The 17,039-nt window shown below is 62.9% G+C and carries 15 protein-coding genes; 13 read left to right on the forward strand and 2 right to left on the reverse strand.

Annotated elements, in window-relative coordinates:
- Window positions 1-8 precede the first annotated feature (8 nt).
- The 11 genes from ABGT73_RS02995 to ABGT73_RS03045 all read left to right on the forward strand — a co-directional run bounded on the left by ABGT73_RS02995 (window position 9) and on the right by ABGT73_RS03045 (window position 13,249).
- The gene (locus ABGT73_RS02995) at window positions 9-2,033 is read left to right on the forward strand and encodes a DUF6311 domain-containing protein (RefSeq protein ID WP_346668357.1); all 2,025 of its coding nucleotides are present in this window, start codon (window positions 9-11) and stop codon (window positions 2,031-2,033) included.
- A 205-nt stretch (window positions 2,034-2,238) separates the two neighbouring features.
- Window positions 2,239-4,908, forward strand: a complete 2,670-nt coding sequence (locus tag ABGT73_RS03000) for a cation-translocating P-type ATPase (RefSeq protein ID WP_346668358.1) — start codon at window positions 2,239-2,241, stop codon at window positions 4,906-4,908.
- Between the two features lie 133 nt (window positions 4,909-5,041).
- Window positions 5,042-5,419 carry a hypothetical protein gene (locus tag ABGT73_RS03005; RefSeq protein ID WP_346668359.1) on the forward strand — a complete coding sequence of 126 codons (378 nt, stop codon included), beginning with the start codon at window positions 5,042-5,044 and terminating at the stop codon, window positions 5,417-5,419.
- Window positions 5,420-5,557: 138 nt separating this feature from the next.
- On the forward strand, window positions 5,558-7,138 hold the full coding sequence (gene hisG, locus ABGT73_RS03010) for an ATP phosphoribosyltransferase (protein WP_346668360.1): 1,581 nt from the start codon (window positions 5,558-5,560) through the stop codon (window positions 7,136-7,138).
- Window positions 7,135-8,424: a histidinol dehydrogenase gene (hisD, locus tag ABGT73_RS03015; protein ID WP_346668361.1), complete on the forward strand. Its 1,290-nt coding sequence runs from the start codon at window positions 7,135-7,137 to the stop codon at window positions 8,422-8,424. The genes hisG and hisD overlap by 4 nt, the downstream gene beginning before the upstream one ends.
- 16 nt (window positions 8,425-8,440) lie before the next feature.
- Window positions 8,441-9,508: a histidinol-phosphate transaminase gene (gene hisC / locus ABGT73_RS03020; RefSeq protein WP_346668362.1), complete on the forward strand. Its 1,068-nt coding sequence runs from the start codon at window positions 8,441-8,443 to the stop codon at window positions 9,506-9,508.
- Between the two features lie 23 nt (window positions 9,509-9,531).
- Window positions 9,532-10,149, forward strand: coding sequence for an imidazole glycerol phosphate synthase subunit HisH (gene hisH / locus ABGT73_RS03025; protein ID WP_346668363.1), 618 nt, complete (start codon window positions 9,532-9,534; stop codon window positions 10,147-10,149).
- A 12-nt stretch (window positions 10,150-10,161) separates the two neighbouring features.
- Window positions 10,162-10,878 (forward strand): 1-(5-phosphoribosyl)-5-[(5-phosphoribosylamino)methylideneamino]imidazole-4-carboxamide isomerase, encoded by a 717-nt coding sequence (gene hisA, locus ABGT73_RS03030; RefSeq protein ID WP_346668364.1) that lies wholly within the window; start codon window positions 10,162-10,164, stop codon window positions 10,876-10,878.
- Between the two features lie 14 nt (window positions 10,879-10,892).
- Window positions 10,893-11,651 (forward strand): imidazole glycerol phosphate synthase subunit HisF, encoded by a 759-nt coding sequence (gene hisF / locus ABGT73_RS03035; RefSeq protein ID WP_346668365.1) that lies wholly within the window; start codon window positions 10,893-10,895, stop codon window positions 11,649-11,651.
- Window positions 11,652-11,763: 112 nt separating this feature from the next.
- On the forward strand, window positions 11,764-12,420 hold the full coding sequence (gene hisIE, locus ABGT73_RS03040; RefSeq protein WP_346668366.1) for a bifunctional phosphoribosyl-AMP cyclohydrolase/phosphoribosyl-ATP diphosphatase HisIE: 657 nt from the start codon (window positions 11,764-11,766) through the stop codon (window positions 12,418-12,420).
- A 1-nt stretch (window position 12,421) separates the two neighbouring features.
- Entirely contained in the window at window positions 12,422-13,249 is an 828-nt protein-coding gene (locus tag ABGT73_RS03045) for a histidinol-phosphatase HisJ family protein (RefSeq protein ID WP_346668367.1), read from the forward strand.
- Window positions 13,250-13,313: 64 nt separating this feature from the next.
- Here the strand turns inward: ABGT73_RS03045 and ABGT73_RS03050 are convergent, their stop codons facing one another.
- Window positions 13,314-13,790, reverse strand: coding sequence for an 8-oxo-dGTP diphosphatase (locus ABGT73_RS03050; RefSeq protein ID WP_346668368.1), 477 nt, complete (start codon window positions 13,788-13,790; stop codon window positions 13,314-13,316).
- Window positions 13,791-13,861: 71 nt separating this feature from the next.
- Here ABGT73_RS03050 and ABGT73_RS03055 point away from each other — a divergent pair, with 71 nt between their 5' ends.
- The gene (locus ABGT73_RS03055; protein ID WP_346668369.1) at window positions 13,862-14,404 is read left to right on the forward strand and encodes a stage V sporulation T C-terminal domain-containing protein; all 543 of its coding nucleotides are present in this window, start codon (window positions 13,862-13,864) and stop codon (window positions 14,402-14,404) included.
- 4 nt (window positions 14,405-14,408) lie between these two features.
- Here ABGT73_RS03055 and ABGT73_RS03060 read toward each other — a convergent pair whose 3' ends face one another.
- Complete coding sequence (locus ABGT73_RS03060) at window positions 14,409-15,788, reverse strand: MATE family efflux transporter (protein WP_346670303.1); 1,380 nt, start codon at window positions 15,786-15,788, stop codon at window positions 14,409-14,411.
- A 229-nt stretch (window positions 15,789-16,017) separates the two neighbouring features.
- Between ABGT73_RS03060 and hrcA the strand changes: the two genes are divergently transcribed.
- Complete coding sequence (gene hrcA, locus ABGT73_RS03065; protein WP_346668370.1) at window positions 16,018-17,031, forward strand: heat-inducible transcriptional repressor HrcA; 1,014 nt, start codon at window positions 16,018-16,020, stop codon at window positions 17,029-17,031.
- Window positions 17,032-17,039: the final 8 nt, after the last annotated feature.

The raw sequence follows: 17,039 nt of genomic DNA on the forward strand, positions 1-17,039 counted from the left end.
GAGTACTCATGCAAAAATTTGCCGCGATCCGTCGATTTCGCTGGCCGCTGACCGGCGCGCTTTTGGGCGCGCTGGTCTTTGTGGCTTTATATGGGGTGCAGGTGCTGAATCCGGCCAGCGTGGACTGGATTCTCAACAATCCCAGCCCCGACCCCTCCCAGCACTACCTGGGCTGGGCCTTCTTCCGCCAGAGCCCGGTCCATCTGCCTTACATCGGTGCCAACTACAGCAACATCTACCCCTACCGTACCAGCGTCCTGTTTACCGACTCCATCCCGCTGCTGGCACTGCTCTTCAAATGCCTGGGCCCCATCCTGCCTGCCCGGTTCCAGTATTTCGGCTGGTGGGGCCTTGCCTGCTACGCGCTGCAGGGCGGTTTCGCCCAGGCCATCCTGGCCCGGCTGGGGGGCGTCCGTAAAGAACAGACTGCCCGCTGCTGGGCTACTGTGGTGGGGGCTGGTGTGCTGGTGCTGTTTCCGGCCCTGACCGTGCGGATGTTTGCCCACACGGCCCTGGCAGCCAATTGGCTGGCATTGCTGGCCGTCTGGCTTTGGCTGAGAAGCGATGTGCTGCTGCCCACCACCCGCCGCGCCTGTCTGGTCTGGGCGGGTATGGGTATCCTCTGCGCGGGCATTCATCTCTACTACCTGCCCATGGTGGGCATCGTGCTGGTGGGCTATGCGGTCCGCCGCGCCCTGCAAAAGCGGGGCGTCGCCGCCGTGGTGCTGCCGGTGGTTTGCTTCTGCGCGGCGGCCGGCGTGGAACTGGTGGCGCTGGGGGCTTTTGCTTCCAACTTCGCCGGGTACTCCAACGGCTACCTCAACGGAGCCGACCTTGTCAATCTGGTGGTGCCGGGCCTTCAGGCCAGCTGGGAGCAGGATATCTACATCGGTCTGGGGGCCGTGGCTGCCCTGGTCCTGGCAGTGGTGGGCCTGCTGGTGGCCCGCCTGCGCGGCAAGGTGCAGTTTGCCGCCTGGTGCCGCCGTTATGGTGCCTGGCTGGCGGCCGGGGCCGTGGTGCTGGTGCTGGACACGGTGGCTGCCATGGGCAACACCGTTACGCTGGGCGGCCACACCCTGGGCACCGTGCCCATTCCCCAGCTGCTTATGGATTTCTGGGCAATGTTTTCCTCCTGCGCACGGCTGGCCTGGCTGGCCGGACTGCTGCTGGCCCTGCTGGCCGGCGGTGTGGTGCTGTGGGTCTGGAACGGCCGGGCGGCGGTGGTGCTGCTGGCGGCCTGCGCCCTTTTGCAGGGCTACGGCCAGCGGGAGGAACTGTCCAACCGTTTCGCCCGTTACCATGCGGCGGAAACCTACGCGGACCAGACGATCCTCACCGATCCCGCCTGGGAGACACTGGCGTCCTCCGGCCGGTTCCGGCATCTGGCCTTTGCCAGCTTTGACTTTGAACATGACGAATTCTGGGATCTCGCAGCCTTTGCGGCGGACCATGGCTGGACCTCCAACAGCTTCTATATGGGCCACATGGACGGCAATCTGGCGGCGGTGACGCTGGCCGGGGAGATGAACACCCTTTCGGCGGATACGCTCTACGTCTTTATCGACGAGGACGAACTGGCGCGGGATTCCTTCGGGCTGCACTATTACCGGCTGAACGGCATCCTGATCGGCAGCGTGGAGCCGCTGGACCTGCCGGAAGACACAGCGCCGGAAGCCAACACCCATGCGGAGGATCTGAAACTCTCCGACGTGACCAACGGTTCCATCACCGCCGACGGTGTGGAGCTGGGCAGCGGCGGCGAGATGATGACCGATGCCTGGATGCTCTTCCCCGGCACCTACCGTGTGACGCTGACGGGCAGCGGGTTCGATCACAGCTATATCTACGCCCGCCACGGCCTGATCAACCAGGAAACCTACAAGCTGGACGTGGAATTCACCGACATTGACCCGGCGCGGATGACCTTTACCTTCACCACCGGCACGCCGCTGTACTACTGGCGCACGGCGGTGCACACGCTGGACGATACGCCGATCACCATCACCGGCATCACGGTGGAAAAGACGGGCTGACCGGCGGGTTATTCTTGACAAACGCGGCGCTTCCTATGTACAATGAAAGTACCATGAGGGAGTAATTCCGCACTGCATGGTGCGCGGCGCGTTCGCCATACCCGGCCCACCGGCCCGGACCGCCGGAATTCATAGAATGAGACTCATGCACAGGAATTCCCTGTGCATGAGTTTTTTTCTACCCGTCCGAAAGGAGGCATCCGCCATGGAGCAGGTTTACACGCAATCCACTGCCCAGGTTTTGCAGCAGCTGGGCACCTCTGCACAGGGGCTGAGCACCCCACAGGCCGAGGAACGTCTGGGACAGTACGGCCCCAACCGGCTGCGAGGGGCCCCCAAGCCTACGCTGGCACAGCGGTTCGTCCAACAGCTGAAAGACCCCATGCTGCTGATTCTGCTGGCGGCAGCGGTGGTGTCGGGCATCACCAATTTTGTGGCGGGGGAAAATTTCGCCGAAGCCGCCATCATCCTGGTGGTGGTGCTGCTCAATGCCATTCTGGGCGTGGTGCAGGAGAGCAAGGCCGAAGCGGCCATCGAAGCACTGCAGACCATGACGGCCGCCACCTGCAAGGTGATGCGGGACGGACATCAGACCACCCTGCACAGCGAAGAGCTGGTGCCCGGGGATGTGGTGGTACTGGAAGCGGGGGACAGCGTCCCGGCGGACGGACGCCTGCTGGAGAGTGCCAGCCTCAAGATCGAGGAGGCCGCCCTGACGGGGGAGAGTGTGCCGGTCACCAAGCTGGTAAAACTGCTGTCATTGCAGCCCGGCCAGACCGAAGTGCCGCTGGCCGACCGGAAGAATATGTGCTATATGGGCTCCACGGTGGTCTACGGCCGGGGCCGGGCGGTGATTACCGCCACCGGCATGCAGACCGAGATGGGCAAGATCGCCGGGGCGCTGTCCGGCACGGAGGAGGAGCAGACGCCGCTGCAGCGCCGCCTGGACGAACTGGGCAGAACGCTGTCCAAGCTGGTGTTGGGCATCTGCGTGTTCATCTTCCTGTTTGACCTCTTCGCCGCCGGTTCCTTCACATGGCAGAATGTGCTCTCCACCTTCATGGTGGCGGTGTCGCTGGCGGTGGCGGCCATCCCCGAGGGCTTGGCCACGGTGGTGACGGTGGTGCTCTCCATCGGCGTCACCAACATGAGCCGCCGCAAAGCGGTCATCCGGCGCCTGACCGCGGTGGAGACACTGGGCTGCACCCAGGTGATCTGTACCGACAAAACCGGTACGCTGACCCAGAACCGCATGACGGTGGTGGAACACCGGGGCAGTACCCGTGAACTGGCCACCGCCATGGCGCTGTGCAATGACGCGGTGCTGAACGGGGAGGGCCGTGCAGAGGGCGAGCCCACCGAGGCGGCGCTGGTGGATTTTGCCGCCACCCAGGGCCTGCCCAAGGACCGGCTGGAGGCGGCGCAGCCCCGGGTGGCGGAAGCGCCCTTTGATTCGGGACGCAAGATGATGTCCACCGTGCACAGGGCGGAGGAGGGCTGTATCCAGTACACCAAAGGCGCCCCCGACGTGGTGCTGGCCCGCTGCACCTCCTGTTGGGAAGAGGGCAGGGCCCTGCCCATGACGGAGGAAAAACGGGCTGCCATTCTGGCGGAGAACAAGGCCATGGCCGACAGGGCTCTGCGGGTGCTGGCGGCGGCGGAGCGGCGCTGGCCGCAGCAGCCGGACTTTGACACGCTGGAACAGCTGGAACAGGAGCTGTGCTTCCTGGGACTGACCGGCATGATGGACCCGGTGCGGCCCGAGGTGGAGAAAGCCATCGCGGAATGCCGACAGGCAGGCATCCGGCCGGTGATGATCACCGGCGACCATAAGGACACGGCGGTGGCCATTGCCCGCCAGCTGCACATCCTGGAGGATGCGTCCCAGGCGGTGACGGGCGCGGAGCTGGATGCCCTCTCCGATGCGGAGCTGGCAGAAGCCGTGACGCAGTACAGCGTGTATGCCCGGGTGCAGCCCGAACACAAGTCCCGCATTGTGGCGGCCTGGCGCAGCCGCGGCGCCGTGACGGCCATGACGGGGGACGGCGTCAACGATGCCCCCTCCCTGAAAATGGCGGATATCGGCATCGGTATGGGCATCACCGGCACCGATGTGACCAAGAACGTGGCCGACATGGTGCTGGCGGACGACAATTTCGCCACCATCGTGGCCGCCGTGGAGGAAGGCCGCCGCATCTACGACAACATCCGCAAATCCATCCAGTTCCTGCTGGCCTCCAACATGAGCGAGGTGCTGGGGGTGTTCGGCGCCACGCTGCTGGGCTTTACGCTGCTCAACCCGGTGCACCTTCTGTTTATCAACCTGATCACCGACTGCTTCCCGGCCCTGGCGCTGGGCATGGAACCCGGTGAGCCGGACACCATGTCCCGGCCGCCCCGCCGCACAACCGACGGCATTTTTGCTGGTGGACTGGGCACTGACATCGCCTACCAGGGAGTGCTCATCGCGGCTATCACGATGGTTTCCTATATCCTGGGCCACTGCATCGAGGCGGGCGCCTGGGAGATGCCCCGGGGCGTCAGCCCGGACGGCATGACCATGGCCTTCCTGACCATGAGTATGTGCGAAATCTTCCACAGCTTCAACCTGCGCAGCCAGCGCAAGAGCGTCTTCTCGCTGCACACCCATAACCTTGTGCTGTGGGGCGCCATGCTGGGCAGCCTGGTGCTGACCACCGCGGTGCTGGAGATCCCGCTGCTGGCGCGGATGTTCGGTTTTACCCCGGTTTCGCTGCCGGAATATCTGCTGGCCCTGGCACTGGCGGTGCTTGTCATCCCCATTGTGGAAGGCATCAAGGCGCTGCAGCGCTGCCGCGTGCACGGACGGAAAGAAGCCCGTCCTGTCCGTCGGTGAGGCAATCATGACAAACGGAAACGCCTGCCTGTGCAGAGGAAGACGGTAAAAAAATTCCTCATGCTTGTATTTTGTTGCAGAGTGTGGTATACTAACCCAAAACCAAGTTGGGAATGCGAAAAGAGGTTTTGACATGTCTTTGCTGAAGAAACTGGCCGGTCTGGCTGTGGGTGCCGCTGCGGTGGGCGCCGCTGTGTATGTGCTGCAGAAGCGCGAGCACGGCGAGGAATACGAGCATATTGTGGGCCCGGCGGACGAGGTTGAAACCGACGCCGAGCCCGAAGACGATGCGTCTGCCGAGGCGGAAGATGCCTCCGCGGCCGCGTCCCCCGTATACCAGCCGCCTGTGGCTGCCCATCCTGCGGCAGCCGGTGACGATACCCCCAATGTCAACCCGGTGGAACTGGGTGCCGTGGAGGTGCCCAGAACGGCGGACGGCAAGTACGACGCCACCAAGATCGCGGACCCCGCGGACTTCGGTGACTGGGACGAACAGGGCTGCAGAGGCTGATAGACCAAGCGATTCAGGCGCATCTTTGTGAAGGCAAAGGTGCGCCCTTTTTCTGTTCCGGTGCATAAAAATGCACTTTACAACTTTATGGCGCTAAAGTATAATGAACCTATATGTGTGAGAGGCGGGGAGTTTGATATGGAAATCCAGCTGCAGAATTTTACCCCGGCGGAACAGGCCACGTTCCGGCTGCGGGCTTTGTACGAGGGGGCAGGCTATCGCAAGTATCGCTGTTCCCGGTTTGAGGAGTACGCCCTCTACCAGGAGTATCAGCGGTTTCTGCCCGATGCCCAGGTGGTGACCTTCACCGACCTGGACGGCAAGCTGCGGGCCATCAAGCCGGACGTGACGCTGTCCATTGCCAAGACGGCCCAGCCGGCGCCGGGGGAGTGCAAGCGCTTCTATTATAATGAAGAGGTCTGCCGTCCCAGCCGGGAGAGCCACACCTTCCAGACCATCCACCAGATGGGCCTGGAGTGTATGGGCGCGGTGGATGCGGCGGCCCAGGCGGAGGTGGTCCGGCTGGCGCTGCAAAGTCTGGCAGCGCTGCAGGTACCCACGGTGCTGGAAGTCAGCCACATGGGTTTTGTCACCGGCCTGCTGGACGATCTGCAGGTGCCCCAGGCGGCCCGGGGACGGCTGCTGGAATTGCTCAACGAGAAAAATGCCCATGAACTGCATGCCGCCGCCCTGGCGGCAGGGCTGACCGGGGAGGCGGCCGACGCATTGTGCGGGCTGCTGCAGCTGCACGGGCCGCTGGGGGCCACGCTCACCGCTGCCAGGCAGGCATGCCGCAGCGAGGCCCAGCGGGCGGCGCTGGAGGAACTGCAGGCGCTGCAGAACCAGCTGGGTGAGGACGGCCGCGGCACGCTGCTGGACCTGAGCCTGGCCGATGAGATGGAGTATTACAACGGCCTGGTCTTCACGGGTTATGTGGCCGGGGTGCCCCGGGCGGTGCTCAAGGGCGGCCGGTACGACTATCTGATGCAGAAGTTCACGCCGGGGGCCAACGCCATCGGGTTTGCCATCTATCTGGACGAGCTGGAGCGGCTCAGCACCCAGAACGGGGACGGCAACAACGGAGAGGAAAAAATCTGGCTCAACATCGCTCTGCCCAAGGGGCGTCTGGGCGACAAGGCCTACGGGCTGCTGGCCCAGGCCGGCTACCGCGCCAGCGAGGATTACAACGACACCCGCAAGCTGGTGGTGGAAAATCCCGAAGCCGGGGTGCGGTATTTCCTGGTGAAGCCCAGCGACGTGGCCATCTATGTGGAGCACGGCGCGGCTGACGTAGGCATTGTGGGCAAGGACATCCTGGCCGAATCCGACGCCGATGTCTACGAGCTGCTGGATACCGGCATGGGCAAATGCCGGATGTGCGTGGCCGGGCCCAAGGACTTTGTGGACGACGAGAGCCGGGCACTGCGGGTGGCCACCAAGTTTGTGAATATTGCCCGGGACCATTACGAGCGCCGGGGCCGGGACATCGACATCATCAAGCTCAACGGTTCCATTGAACTGGCCCCCATTCTGGGGCTGTCCGATGTCATCGTGGATATTGTGGAGACCGGCACCACACTGCGGGAAAACAACCTGACCGTCATCGAGGAATTCATGCCCATCTCGGCCCGGTTCATCGCCAACAAAGCCAGCTACAAGTTCAAGCACCAGCAGATGATGGCGCTGCTCAATACCATGAAGGAGGCTCTTGCCCAATGATCCGTTTGTATGATTTTGATAAAGTCAAGCCGGAGGAAATCCTCAACCGGGATATCCGCGCCGAGGCGGATGTGGAGGCGACGGTGGATGCCATCATCGCCGATGTGCGCGCCCGGGGGGACGCGGCTCTGATCGAATATGCGGCCAAATTCGACCATGCCGAGCTGCAGTCGGTCCAGGTGAGCCAGGCGGAGATCGACGAGGCCTTCGCGGAACTGGAAGCCAAGGACCCCGAGTTCATCACCACCCTGAAGATGGCGGCGGAGAACATCCGCCACTTCCACGAGCAGCAGATCCACAAGAACTTTGTGGTCGCCGACAAGCCCGGCGTGGTGCTGGGCCAGAAATACACCCCCATCCAGCGGGCGGGCGTCTATGTGCCGGGCGGCACGGCGGCCTATCCTTCCACCGTGCTCATGGACGTGATCCCCGCCAAGGTGGCCGGCGTCAGGCAGATCGTCATGATGACCCCGGCGGGCCCCGGCGGCAAGGTCAACCCGGCCATTCTGGCGGCGGCGGTCATCGCGGGTATCGACCGCATCTTCAAGAGCGGCGGCGCCCAGGCGGTGGCGGCCCTGGCCTACGGCACCGAGAGCGTGCCCGCCGTGGACAAGATCGTGGGACCCGGCAACATCTATGTGGCCACCGCCAAGCGCAAGGTGTTCGGCAAGGTGGGCATCGATATGATCGCCGGCCCGTCGGAGATCCTGGTGCTGGCCGACGGCAGCTGCAACCCTGCCTGGGTGGCGGCGGACCTGCTCAGCCAGGCCGAGCACGACAAGCTGGCCTCCCCGGTGCTGGTCACCGACAGCTGGGATCTGGCCAAGGCCGTGCAGGCGGAACTGGAAGTGCAGATTCCCCAGCTGCCGCGGGCGGCCATTGCCCGGGCCAGCGTGGATACCAACGGCAAGATCATCGTCACCGACGATATGAACAAGGCCATCGAGGCGGTGAACATCATCGCGCCGGAACACCTGGAAATCTGCGTGGACGATCCCTTCGCGGTGCTGGGCCGCATCGAGAACGCCGGCAGCATCTTCCTGGGCAAGAACGTCCCCGAGGCGCTGGGCGACTACTTCGCCGGCCCCAACCACACGCTGCCCACCAGCGGCACGGCCCGGTTCAGCAGCCCGCTGAGTGTGGATGACTTCGTGAAGAAATCCAGCTTTATCTACTACACCCGGGAAGCCCTGGGCAAGGTGGAAAAGCGCATCGCCGACTTTGCCGAGCACGAGGGTCTGCACGCCCACGCCAAGAGCGTGACCATCCGGTTTGAGGACCAGTGAGCGGGAGGCAGACACCATGAGCCGTTATTTTACCAAAACGCTGGCCGCCCTGGAGCCCTACACCCCTGGTGAGCAGCTGAAAATCGACAATCTGGTCAAGCTCAACGCCAACGAGAACCCCTACCCCCCGGCGCCCGGTGTGGCGGCGGCGGTGGCGGCGGCGGTGCCGGGGCTGAGGCTGTACTCCGACCTGACCAACGCCGAATTGAACAAAGCCATCGCCGCCCACTGGGGCGTCAAGCCGGAAAATGTGCTGTGCGGCAACGGCAGCGACGAAAACCTGCTGCTGGCCCTGCGGGCTTTCTGTGATGAGAACACCCCGCTGGCCTTTGCCGATATTACCTACAGCTTTTACCCGGTTCTGTGCGACCTGCTGCATATCCCCCGGCACATTCTGCCGCTGGAGGAGGATTTCACCATCGACCTGCGCAAGTATCAGGGCCTGCATGAGACCATCGTCATCGCCAACCCCAACGCACCCACCAGCCTGCTGGCCCCGGTGGACGCCATCGAGGAAGTACTGCGCACCAACCCGGACAACATCGTCATCGTGGACGAAACTTACATAGAATTTGCCCCGGCGGGCTCCACCTGTCTGCCGCTGCTGGAAAAATACGACAACCTGGTCATCACCCACACCTTCTCCAAGACCCACAACCTGGCGGGGGCGCGGCTGGGCTTCTGCCTGGCGCGGCCTGAACTGATCGCCGATATGAACCGGGTCAAGTTCAGCTACAGCCCCTACAACGTCAACTCCCTGACCCAGGCGGCGGGCACGGCCGCCATCCGGGATGAGGATTATTTCCGGGATGTGACCCAAAAGGTGGTGGCCACCCGGGCGGATACCACCGCCAGGCTGCGGGACCGCGGCTTCACCGTGCTGGATTCCGCCACCAATTTCCTGTTTGTCACCACCGACCGGATGCCCTGCCGGGAAATTTTCGAGAAGCTGCGGGCACAGGGGATTCTGATCCGCTACTTCAGCGCCCCGCGCATCGACAACTGGCTGCGCATCACCATCGGCACGCCGGAGCAGATGCAGCGCTTTTTCGCGGCACTGGACGGGATTCTGCCCCGGGCCTGAACTGTATACGAGGAGGGAAAGTCATGATTGCCATTGTGGATTACGGCGTGGGCAACCTGTTCAGCCTGTCGTCCAGCGTGAAAAGCCTGGGCGCCGAGGTGCGGGTCACCGGCAAGGCCGAGGACCTGCGCGCCGCCAGCCATATCCTGCTGCCCGGCGTGGGCGCCTTTGCCGACGCCATGGCCAAACTGGAGGCGACCGGCCTGGTCCCGGTGATCCGGGAAGAGGTACAGCACAAACCGCTGCTGGGCATCTGCCTGGGCATGCAGTTGCTGTTTGAAAAGAGCTACGAGTACGGCGAGCATGCCGGCCTGGGGCTGATCCCCGGCTCGGTCTGCCCGCTGGCCGACGACCTGAAAGACCCGGCGCTGAAGGTGCCCCACATCGGCTGGAACGCTCTCGACATCGTGCCGGGGCGAGAGAGTGACCCGCTGTTCCGGTACATCCGCAACGGGGAGTATGTCTACTACGTCCACAGCTACTACGCCAAGGACTGCGCGGCCTCCACGCTGGCCACCAGTGACTACAGCATCCCGGTGACGGGTGCGGTGCGCAGCGGTCTTGTCTACGGCACCCAGTTCCACCCCGAAAAATCCGGCGATACCGGCCTGCGCCTGCTCAAGGCGTTCGCCGAACTGTGAGGGGGCGGCAAGATGAAACTGTATCCTGCCATTGACCTGCGCGGCGGACAGGCCGTGCGGCTTTATCAGGGCGACTACGATCAGATGACCGTCTACAACGCCGACCCGGTGGCCCAGGCCCGTTCCTTCATCGAGGCCGGGGCCAAATACCTCCATGTGGTGGACCTGGACGGCGCCAAGGACGACACCACCGCCAACCTGCAGACCATCGCGGCCATCGCCGCCCTGGGCGGGCTGAAAATCGAGGTGGGCGGCGGCATCCGGGACGAAGAGCGCATCCGGCGCTACCTCGACCTGGGGGTGGACCGCTGCATCCTGGGCACGGTGGCGGTGAAGAACTTCGCCTTCACCGAGCAGATGGCCAAAACCTACGGCGCCCGCATCGCGGTGGGCGTGGATATGAAGCAGGGCTTTGTGGCCGTCAACGGCTGGAAGGAGATCACCCCCGAGCCGGGCATTGAATTCTGCCGCCGCTGTGCCGAAGCGGGGGTGGGGGCCATCATCGCCACCGACATCTCCCGGGACGGCACCATGCAGGGCACCAACCTGGACCTCTACCGGCAGCTGCTGACCATCCCCGGCATCGAGGTCACCGCCTCGGGCGGCATCGCCCGCATGGAGGAACTGGCCGAACTGCAGGCCATGGGCTGCCATGCGGCCATTCTGGGCAAATCCATCTACACCGGCGCCATCGACCTGGCCGAGGCTGTGCGCCGGTATCAGGACTGAAGGAGGGGCATTCCATGATTACCAAACGCATCATTCCCTGCCTGGACGTCAAGGACGGCCGTGTGGTCAAGGGCGTCAACTTTGAGGGGCTGCAGGATATGGCCGACCCGGTGGAGATGGCGCACTATTATAACGCATCGGGCGCCGACGAGCTGGTGTTCTACGACATCACCGCCAGCGTGGAGGGACGAACCCTCTTCACCGACATTCTGCGCAAGGTGGCCAGCCAGATCTTCATCCCGCTGACGGTGGGCGGCGGTATCCGCACGCTGGAGGACTTCGACCGGGTGCTCAAGTGCGGCGCCGACAAGGTCAGCGTCAACTCGGGAGCCATCGCCAACCCCGGCATCATCCCGGCGGCGGCCCAGAAGTACGGCAACCAGTGCGTGGTGCTCTCCGCCGACATCAAGCGGGTGGACGGCAGGTTCATGCTCTTCGCCAAGGGCGGCCGGGAGAACACCGGCATCGACGCCCTGGACTGGCTGGAACAGGGTGTGAAGAACGGCGCCGGGGAACTGGTGGTCAATTCCATCGACACCGACGGCGTCAAGAACGGCTTCGACCTGGAAATGCTGGATGCGGTGGCGGCCCGGTGCGCGGTGCCCATCATCGCTTCGGGCGGTGCGGGCTGCAAGGAGGACTTCCTGGAGCTGTTCCGCAACCATCCCGGGGTGGATGCGGGGCTGGCGGCCTCCATTTTTCACACCAAACAGGTGGAAATCCGGGACCTCAAGGGCTATCTGCGGGAAAACGGCGTGGAAATGCGCCTGTGACCCCTTGTCAAACGCAGCAAAAACAGGTACACTATACATATATTTTCCTTGGGCGGGCGGTGCGATGGGTACGGCCCGCACCAGACGTTATTGAGCAGGAGGTTTCTTAACCATGGAAATCACCCAGAATTCCCAGTCGCTTCATTTCAATTCCCACGGGCTGATTCCGGCCATCGTGCAGGATCACTATACCAAGGAAGTGCTGACCCTGGCCTATATGAACGCCGAGACGCTGGCCCTGACCATTGCGGAAGGCCGCACGGTGTTCTGGTCCCGCAGCCGCCAGGAAATCTGGCGCAAGGGCGAGACTTCCGGCAACGTGCAGCGGGTCGTCTCCATCACGGCGGACTGCGACAAGGACGCCCTGGTCATCGATGTCATCAAGGCCGGTCCGGCCTGCCACACCGGCGCCGAGAGCTGCTTTTTCAACCCCGTCTATGTGTCGGATGAGCTGAAGCAGTTCACCTGGCAGGGACTCTACGAGCTGATCAAAGGCCGCAAGACCGACCCGAAGGAGGGCAGCTACACCAGCTACCTCTTTGACAAGGGCCTGGAGAAGATTCTGAAGAAGGTGGGTGAGGAATCCACCGAAGTCATCATTGCCGGCAGCAAGCGGGACAAGGAGGAGACCATCTTCGAGATCAGCGACCTGGCCTACCACGTGATGGTGCTGATGATTGAGCTGGGCATCTCGGTGGAGGACATCACCCGGGAGCTGGAAAAGCGGCATGTAATCGACCACAAAGTAAAGCAGGAAAGGATGCAGTAATATGGCGGGCGAATACCTGAAAAGTTCCGTCCACGTACATTCCAAGCTGTGCGACGGCAAAAACACCTTAGACGAACTGGCAGTCACCGCGTGGCGTGCCGGGCTGCAGACGCTGGGCTTCAGCGGCCACAGCCACACCCCCTGCGATCTGGAGTACTGCATGACCCAGAGCCGCACCGCGCTGTACAAAGCGCAGGTGGCCAAACTCAAGGAGCGCTATGCCGGCAAGCTGGATATCCTCTGCGGTTTGGAGTGGGATCTCTTCAGTGACGATAACCCCGCCGATTACGATTACTTCATCGGCAGCTGCCACTATGTCCAGGGCCCCAAGACCGGCAAGTACTACGAGATCGACTGGCGGGAAAGCGACTTGGCCGCCTGCATCGCCGATGATTTTGACGGCGACGGTCTGGCGGTGGTGGAAGCCTACTTCGCCAACGTGGCCAAGGTGGCGGAGAAGAAGCCCACCATCCTGGGCCATTTCGACCTGATCAAGAAGATCAACGGCGACGGCAAGTTCTTCAATGAGCAGGATCCCCGCTACAAGGCGGCGGCGGACAGCGCCCTCATGGTGGCGGCCCGCAACCGCTGCGTGCTGGAGGTCAATACCTCGGCGGTCTACCGCGGCTTCCGCAAGGATTTCTTCCCCTCGGACGCCATCCTCAAGGACTGGCTGGCCCTCTCCGGCAATGTGGTCATCACGGCGGATGCCCACGATGCCAAGGCACTGACCTTCGGCTACGAGGAAGCAGCGGACAAGCTCCGGGAGCTGGGCTACTCCAAGGTACAGGTGCTGGGCAAGAACGGCTTTACGGCCTGCCCACTGTAATTTGCAATCATAATAACAACAGGACGCCCCGCATGGAACCTTCCATGCGGGGCGTCTTTTCGTTTTACAGGGATACGGGGCGGCCGTCCAGGACAGCCCTGGTCAGGGTGTCGCCGTCATAGGTGAGCTCCAGGTGGAAGAACGGCGTCTCCTCGGCCAGCAGCCGGAAGAACAGCTTGTCCCCAGGCCAGATGGGCAGCTCCTGAACCTGCTCTTTGGGCACCCATTCCAGTGTGCCCTCGTTGCAGTCCGTCATGGTGCCGGTAAAGTCCGTGCAGGTGTACAGATGCATCCGCTCGGCCGGCCAGGGCGGACAGTAGAAATCCACAATACCGCGGTATTGCGGATCACGCATCGTCAGGCCGGTTTCCTCCCGCACTTCCCGCAGGGCGCAGGCCAGGGCATCCTCCCCCGGCTCGAACTTGCCGCCCACGCCGATCCATTTGTCGTGGTTCACGTCCTTCTTTTTCTTGATGCGGTGCAGCATCAGGTAACAACCGTCCTGTTCCAGATAGCAAAGGGTGGTCTGCAAAAGGTCCATACAAATTCTCCTATACATAAAACGGCAGTTTTAGCAGATACTACCATAAAATCATCCCGGAGGGAAGCAGTATGAAAGCAACAGGAATTGTACGCCGTATCGATGAACTGGGACGGGTGGTCATCCCCAAGGAAATCCGGCGGACCCAGCGCATCCGTCAGGGCGATACTCTGGAAATCTACACCGCCGCCGACGGCGAGGTCATCTTCAAAAAATATTCGCCCCTCATGGAACTGGGACAGATCTCGGCGGTCTACACCGAGGTGCTGGCCAAGAGCCTGGGCCGCGCGGTGCTGGTGTGTGACCGCACCTGCATTATGGCAGCCTCCGGCGCCGGCAAGGGGGACATGATGGGCCGGGAGATCTCCAACGAGGTGGAACATCTTCTGTCCGGCCGGGCAGTCTACACCGCTCCGGAAAATGCCGCCAAGCGGCTGCATCTGTTTGAGCGGGGGGAGCGGCTGGTGCTGTGTGCGGCTCCCATTGTGGCCCACGGGGATATCGAGGGCGGCGTGTTGCTACCCGGCACCGCCCGGGACCCGGCGCCCCGCCCCGATACCGTGCAGGTACTGGCCACGGCGGCCACCTTTCTCTCCCGATGGATGGAGGAGTGAGGACTCAGGAAGTCTGATCCATCTGGCGCAGCACCTTGCGGAAGGAGAAGAAGAACAGCACCGACGTGAAGGTGACAGCCAGTGTGTCGGCCACCGGTTCCGCCAGATAGACGGCCCGGGCCTGGTCATCGTGGAACAGCATGGGCATCAGATAGATCAGCGGCAGCAGCAGGATGAATTTGCGCATGACCGCCACCAGGATGGACTGCTTGGCCTTGCCCAGCGAGGTGAAGGCCATCTGACAGGCCATCTGGATGCCGAACAGGAAGAGCGCTGCCACATAGAGGCGCAGGGCGTGGCCGGTGTAGACCACCAGTTCGGCGTCGTTGGTGAACAGCGAGGCAAAGGCCTGGGGAAAGAGCTCCACCAGCGCCCACAGCAGACAGGAATAGAACAGGCTGGCCCGCAGCAGCAGGAAATAGGCTTTCTTCACCCGGTCCCGCTTGCCGGCGCCGTAGTTATAGCTGATGATGGGCTGGGCGCCCTGGCCCAGACCCTGCAGCGGCAGCATGGCAAACTGCATGACGCTGGACAGGATGGTCATGGCACCCACCGCCAGATCTCCGCCGTACTGCAGCAGGGAGGAGTTGAAGGCCACCGAGATGACGCTCTCACTGGCCTGCATAATAAAGGTAGCGGCACCCAGCGCCACACAGGGAAACAGCACGGCAGGGGAGAGCCGGATGGTCTCCTTGCGCAGCCGCAGGAAGGTCCGCTTGCCGAACAGAAAGGCCAGCACCCAGATGCAGGAGAGCGCCTGGGACAGGATGGTGGCCAGGGCAGCGCCCCGCACTCCCATGCCGAACAGGAAGATGAAGACCGGGTCCAGCACGATGTTGGCCAACGCGCCGATGAGCACCGACAGCATGCCTTCCTTGGCGAAACCTTGGGCGGTGATGAAGGCGTTCATGCCCAGCGTTATCTGCACAAAGAGGGTGCCCACCGCATAGATGTCCATATAGACGACCGCATAGTCGATGGTGTTGGCGCTGGCACCGAAGGCCAGCAGAAACGCCCGGTCGCCCCAAAACAGAATCAGCGTCAGCACGACCGAGATGACGATCTGCAGGGCAAAGCAGTTGCCCAGGATCTCCTCGGCCTTTTCTTTGTTGCCCTGGCCCATGGCGATGGTGGCGCGGGGCGCGCCGCCGTTGCCCACCAGGGCGGCGAAGGCGGAGACGATCATGATCAGCGGCAGGCAGACGCCCACGCCGGTCAGGGCCAGGGCGCCGTCCTCGGGAATGTGGCCGATGTAGATGCGATCCACGATGTTGTACAGCATATTGATCAGCTGGGCGGCCACGGTGGGAAGTGCCAGCCGGAGCAAAAGACTGCCAAGAGGGTCATTGGCCAGGAACGCTTTGTCGTCGGAATGGGAGTGTATCACAGCGATGCCTTCTTTCCCTATAAAATCCAATTATAATGTAGTATACGGCCGGGTGCGGGGGTGTGTCAAGGCAGAGCAAACCCGGGATTGTGTCGAAACTGTTAAACTTGCAAAAAGTTTTGCCAAACCCCTTGACAGACGGAAAAAGGAGGGTATAATAAATTTAGCACTCGGAGATAAGGAGTGCTAAAAGAAACAAAAGGGAAGCACAAAGGAGATGAGCAACATGGCAATGGACGCACGCAAACAGCGGATCCTGGAAGCTATTGTTGCCCTGTATGCCAATTGCGGCGAACCGGTAGGTTCGGGGCTGCTGGCAAACTACTTTGATATGGCACTGTCCAGTGCCACCCTGCGCAACGAGATGGCGGCGCTGACCAAGCTGGGACTGCTGGAGCAGCCCCACACCAGTGCCGGGCGCGTGCCCAGTGCCCAGGGCTACCGCTACTATCTCGATCATCTGATCGACGCTCCGAGCAGCACCAAGCTGTCCGATACAGACCGCGAGCACATTGACGATCTGTTTGCCGGTATGGATGTGGAGCCCGAAAAGCTGGCTCCCGCGGCGGCACGCAGCCTGGCGGATCTGACCCAGTGCGCGGCGGCCGTCACCACGCCCCAGGCGCCGGACCTCTGCATCGCCCATTTTGAGGTGGTGCAGGTAGGTCGGTATTCGGCGGCGGTGCTGGCGGTCACCAGCGCGGGCGGTGTCCGCACCCGGGTGGCCCGGGTGGCCACCGGCCTGACGCGGGACGATGCCGCCAACCTGGCCCGGCTGCTCAACCAGGGGTTCACCTTTGTGGCACCCCAGGACCTGACACCGATGCTCACCGCCAGTATGGTGATGGCAGCGGGGGAGCGGCTGGCACCGGTGGTGCTGGCGGCAAGGGCGCTGGTAGCCACCGGCCCCCAGGCCAGCCTGCAGGGCGCCCAGTACCTGGCCAAAATGCCCGATGTGCGGGAAAACCTGGGCACGCTGCTGGAGATCTTCTCCGACAACGAAGCAGCCACCGCACTGCTCCGCCCCGATGGCGGAAAAATCACCGCCACGCTGGGCAGTGATCTGGACCCGGCCATGCCGGGGGCCTGCATTGTCAGCAAGCGGTACCTGGCGGGCGGCGGCCTGACCGGTTCGGTTGCGCTGATCGGTTCCACACGGATGGAATACCGGCGGCTGCTGCCGATCCTGGATTATTTCGCCGTCAAGCTGGGCCAGAGCCTGGCCGGGCAGGGCCAATAAACTGAGAA

The sequence above is a fragment of the uncultured Subdoligranulum sp. genome (assembly GCF_963931595.1).
Taxonomy (GTDB): Bacteria; Bacillota; Clostridia; order Oscillospirales; family Ruminococcaceae; genus Gemmiger.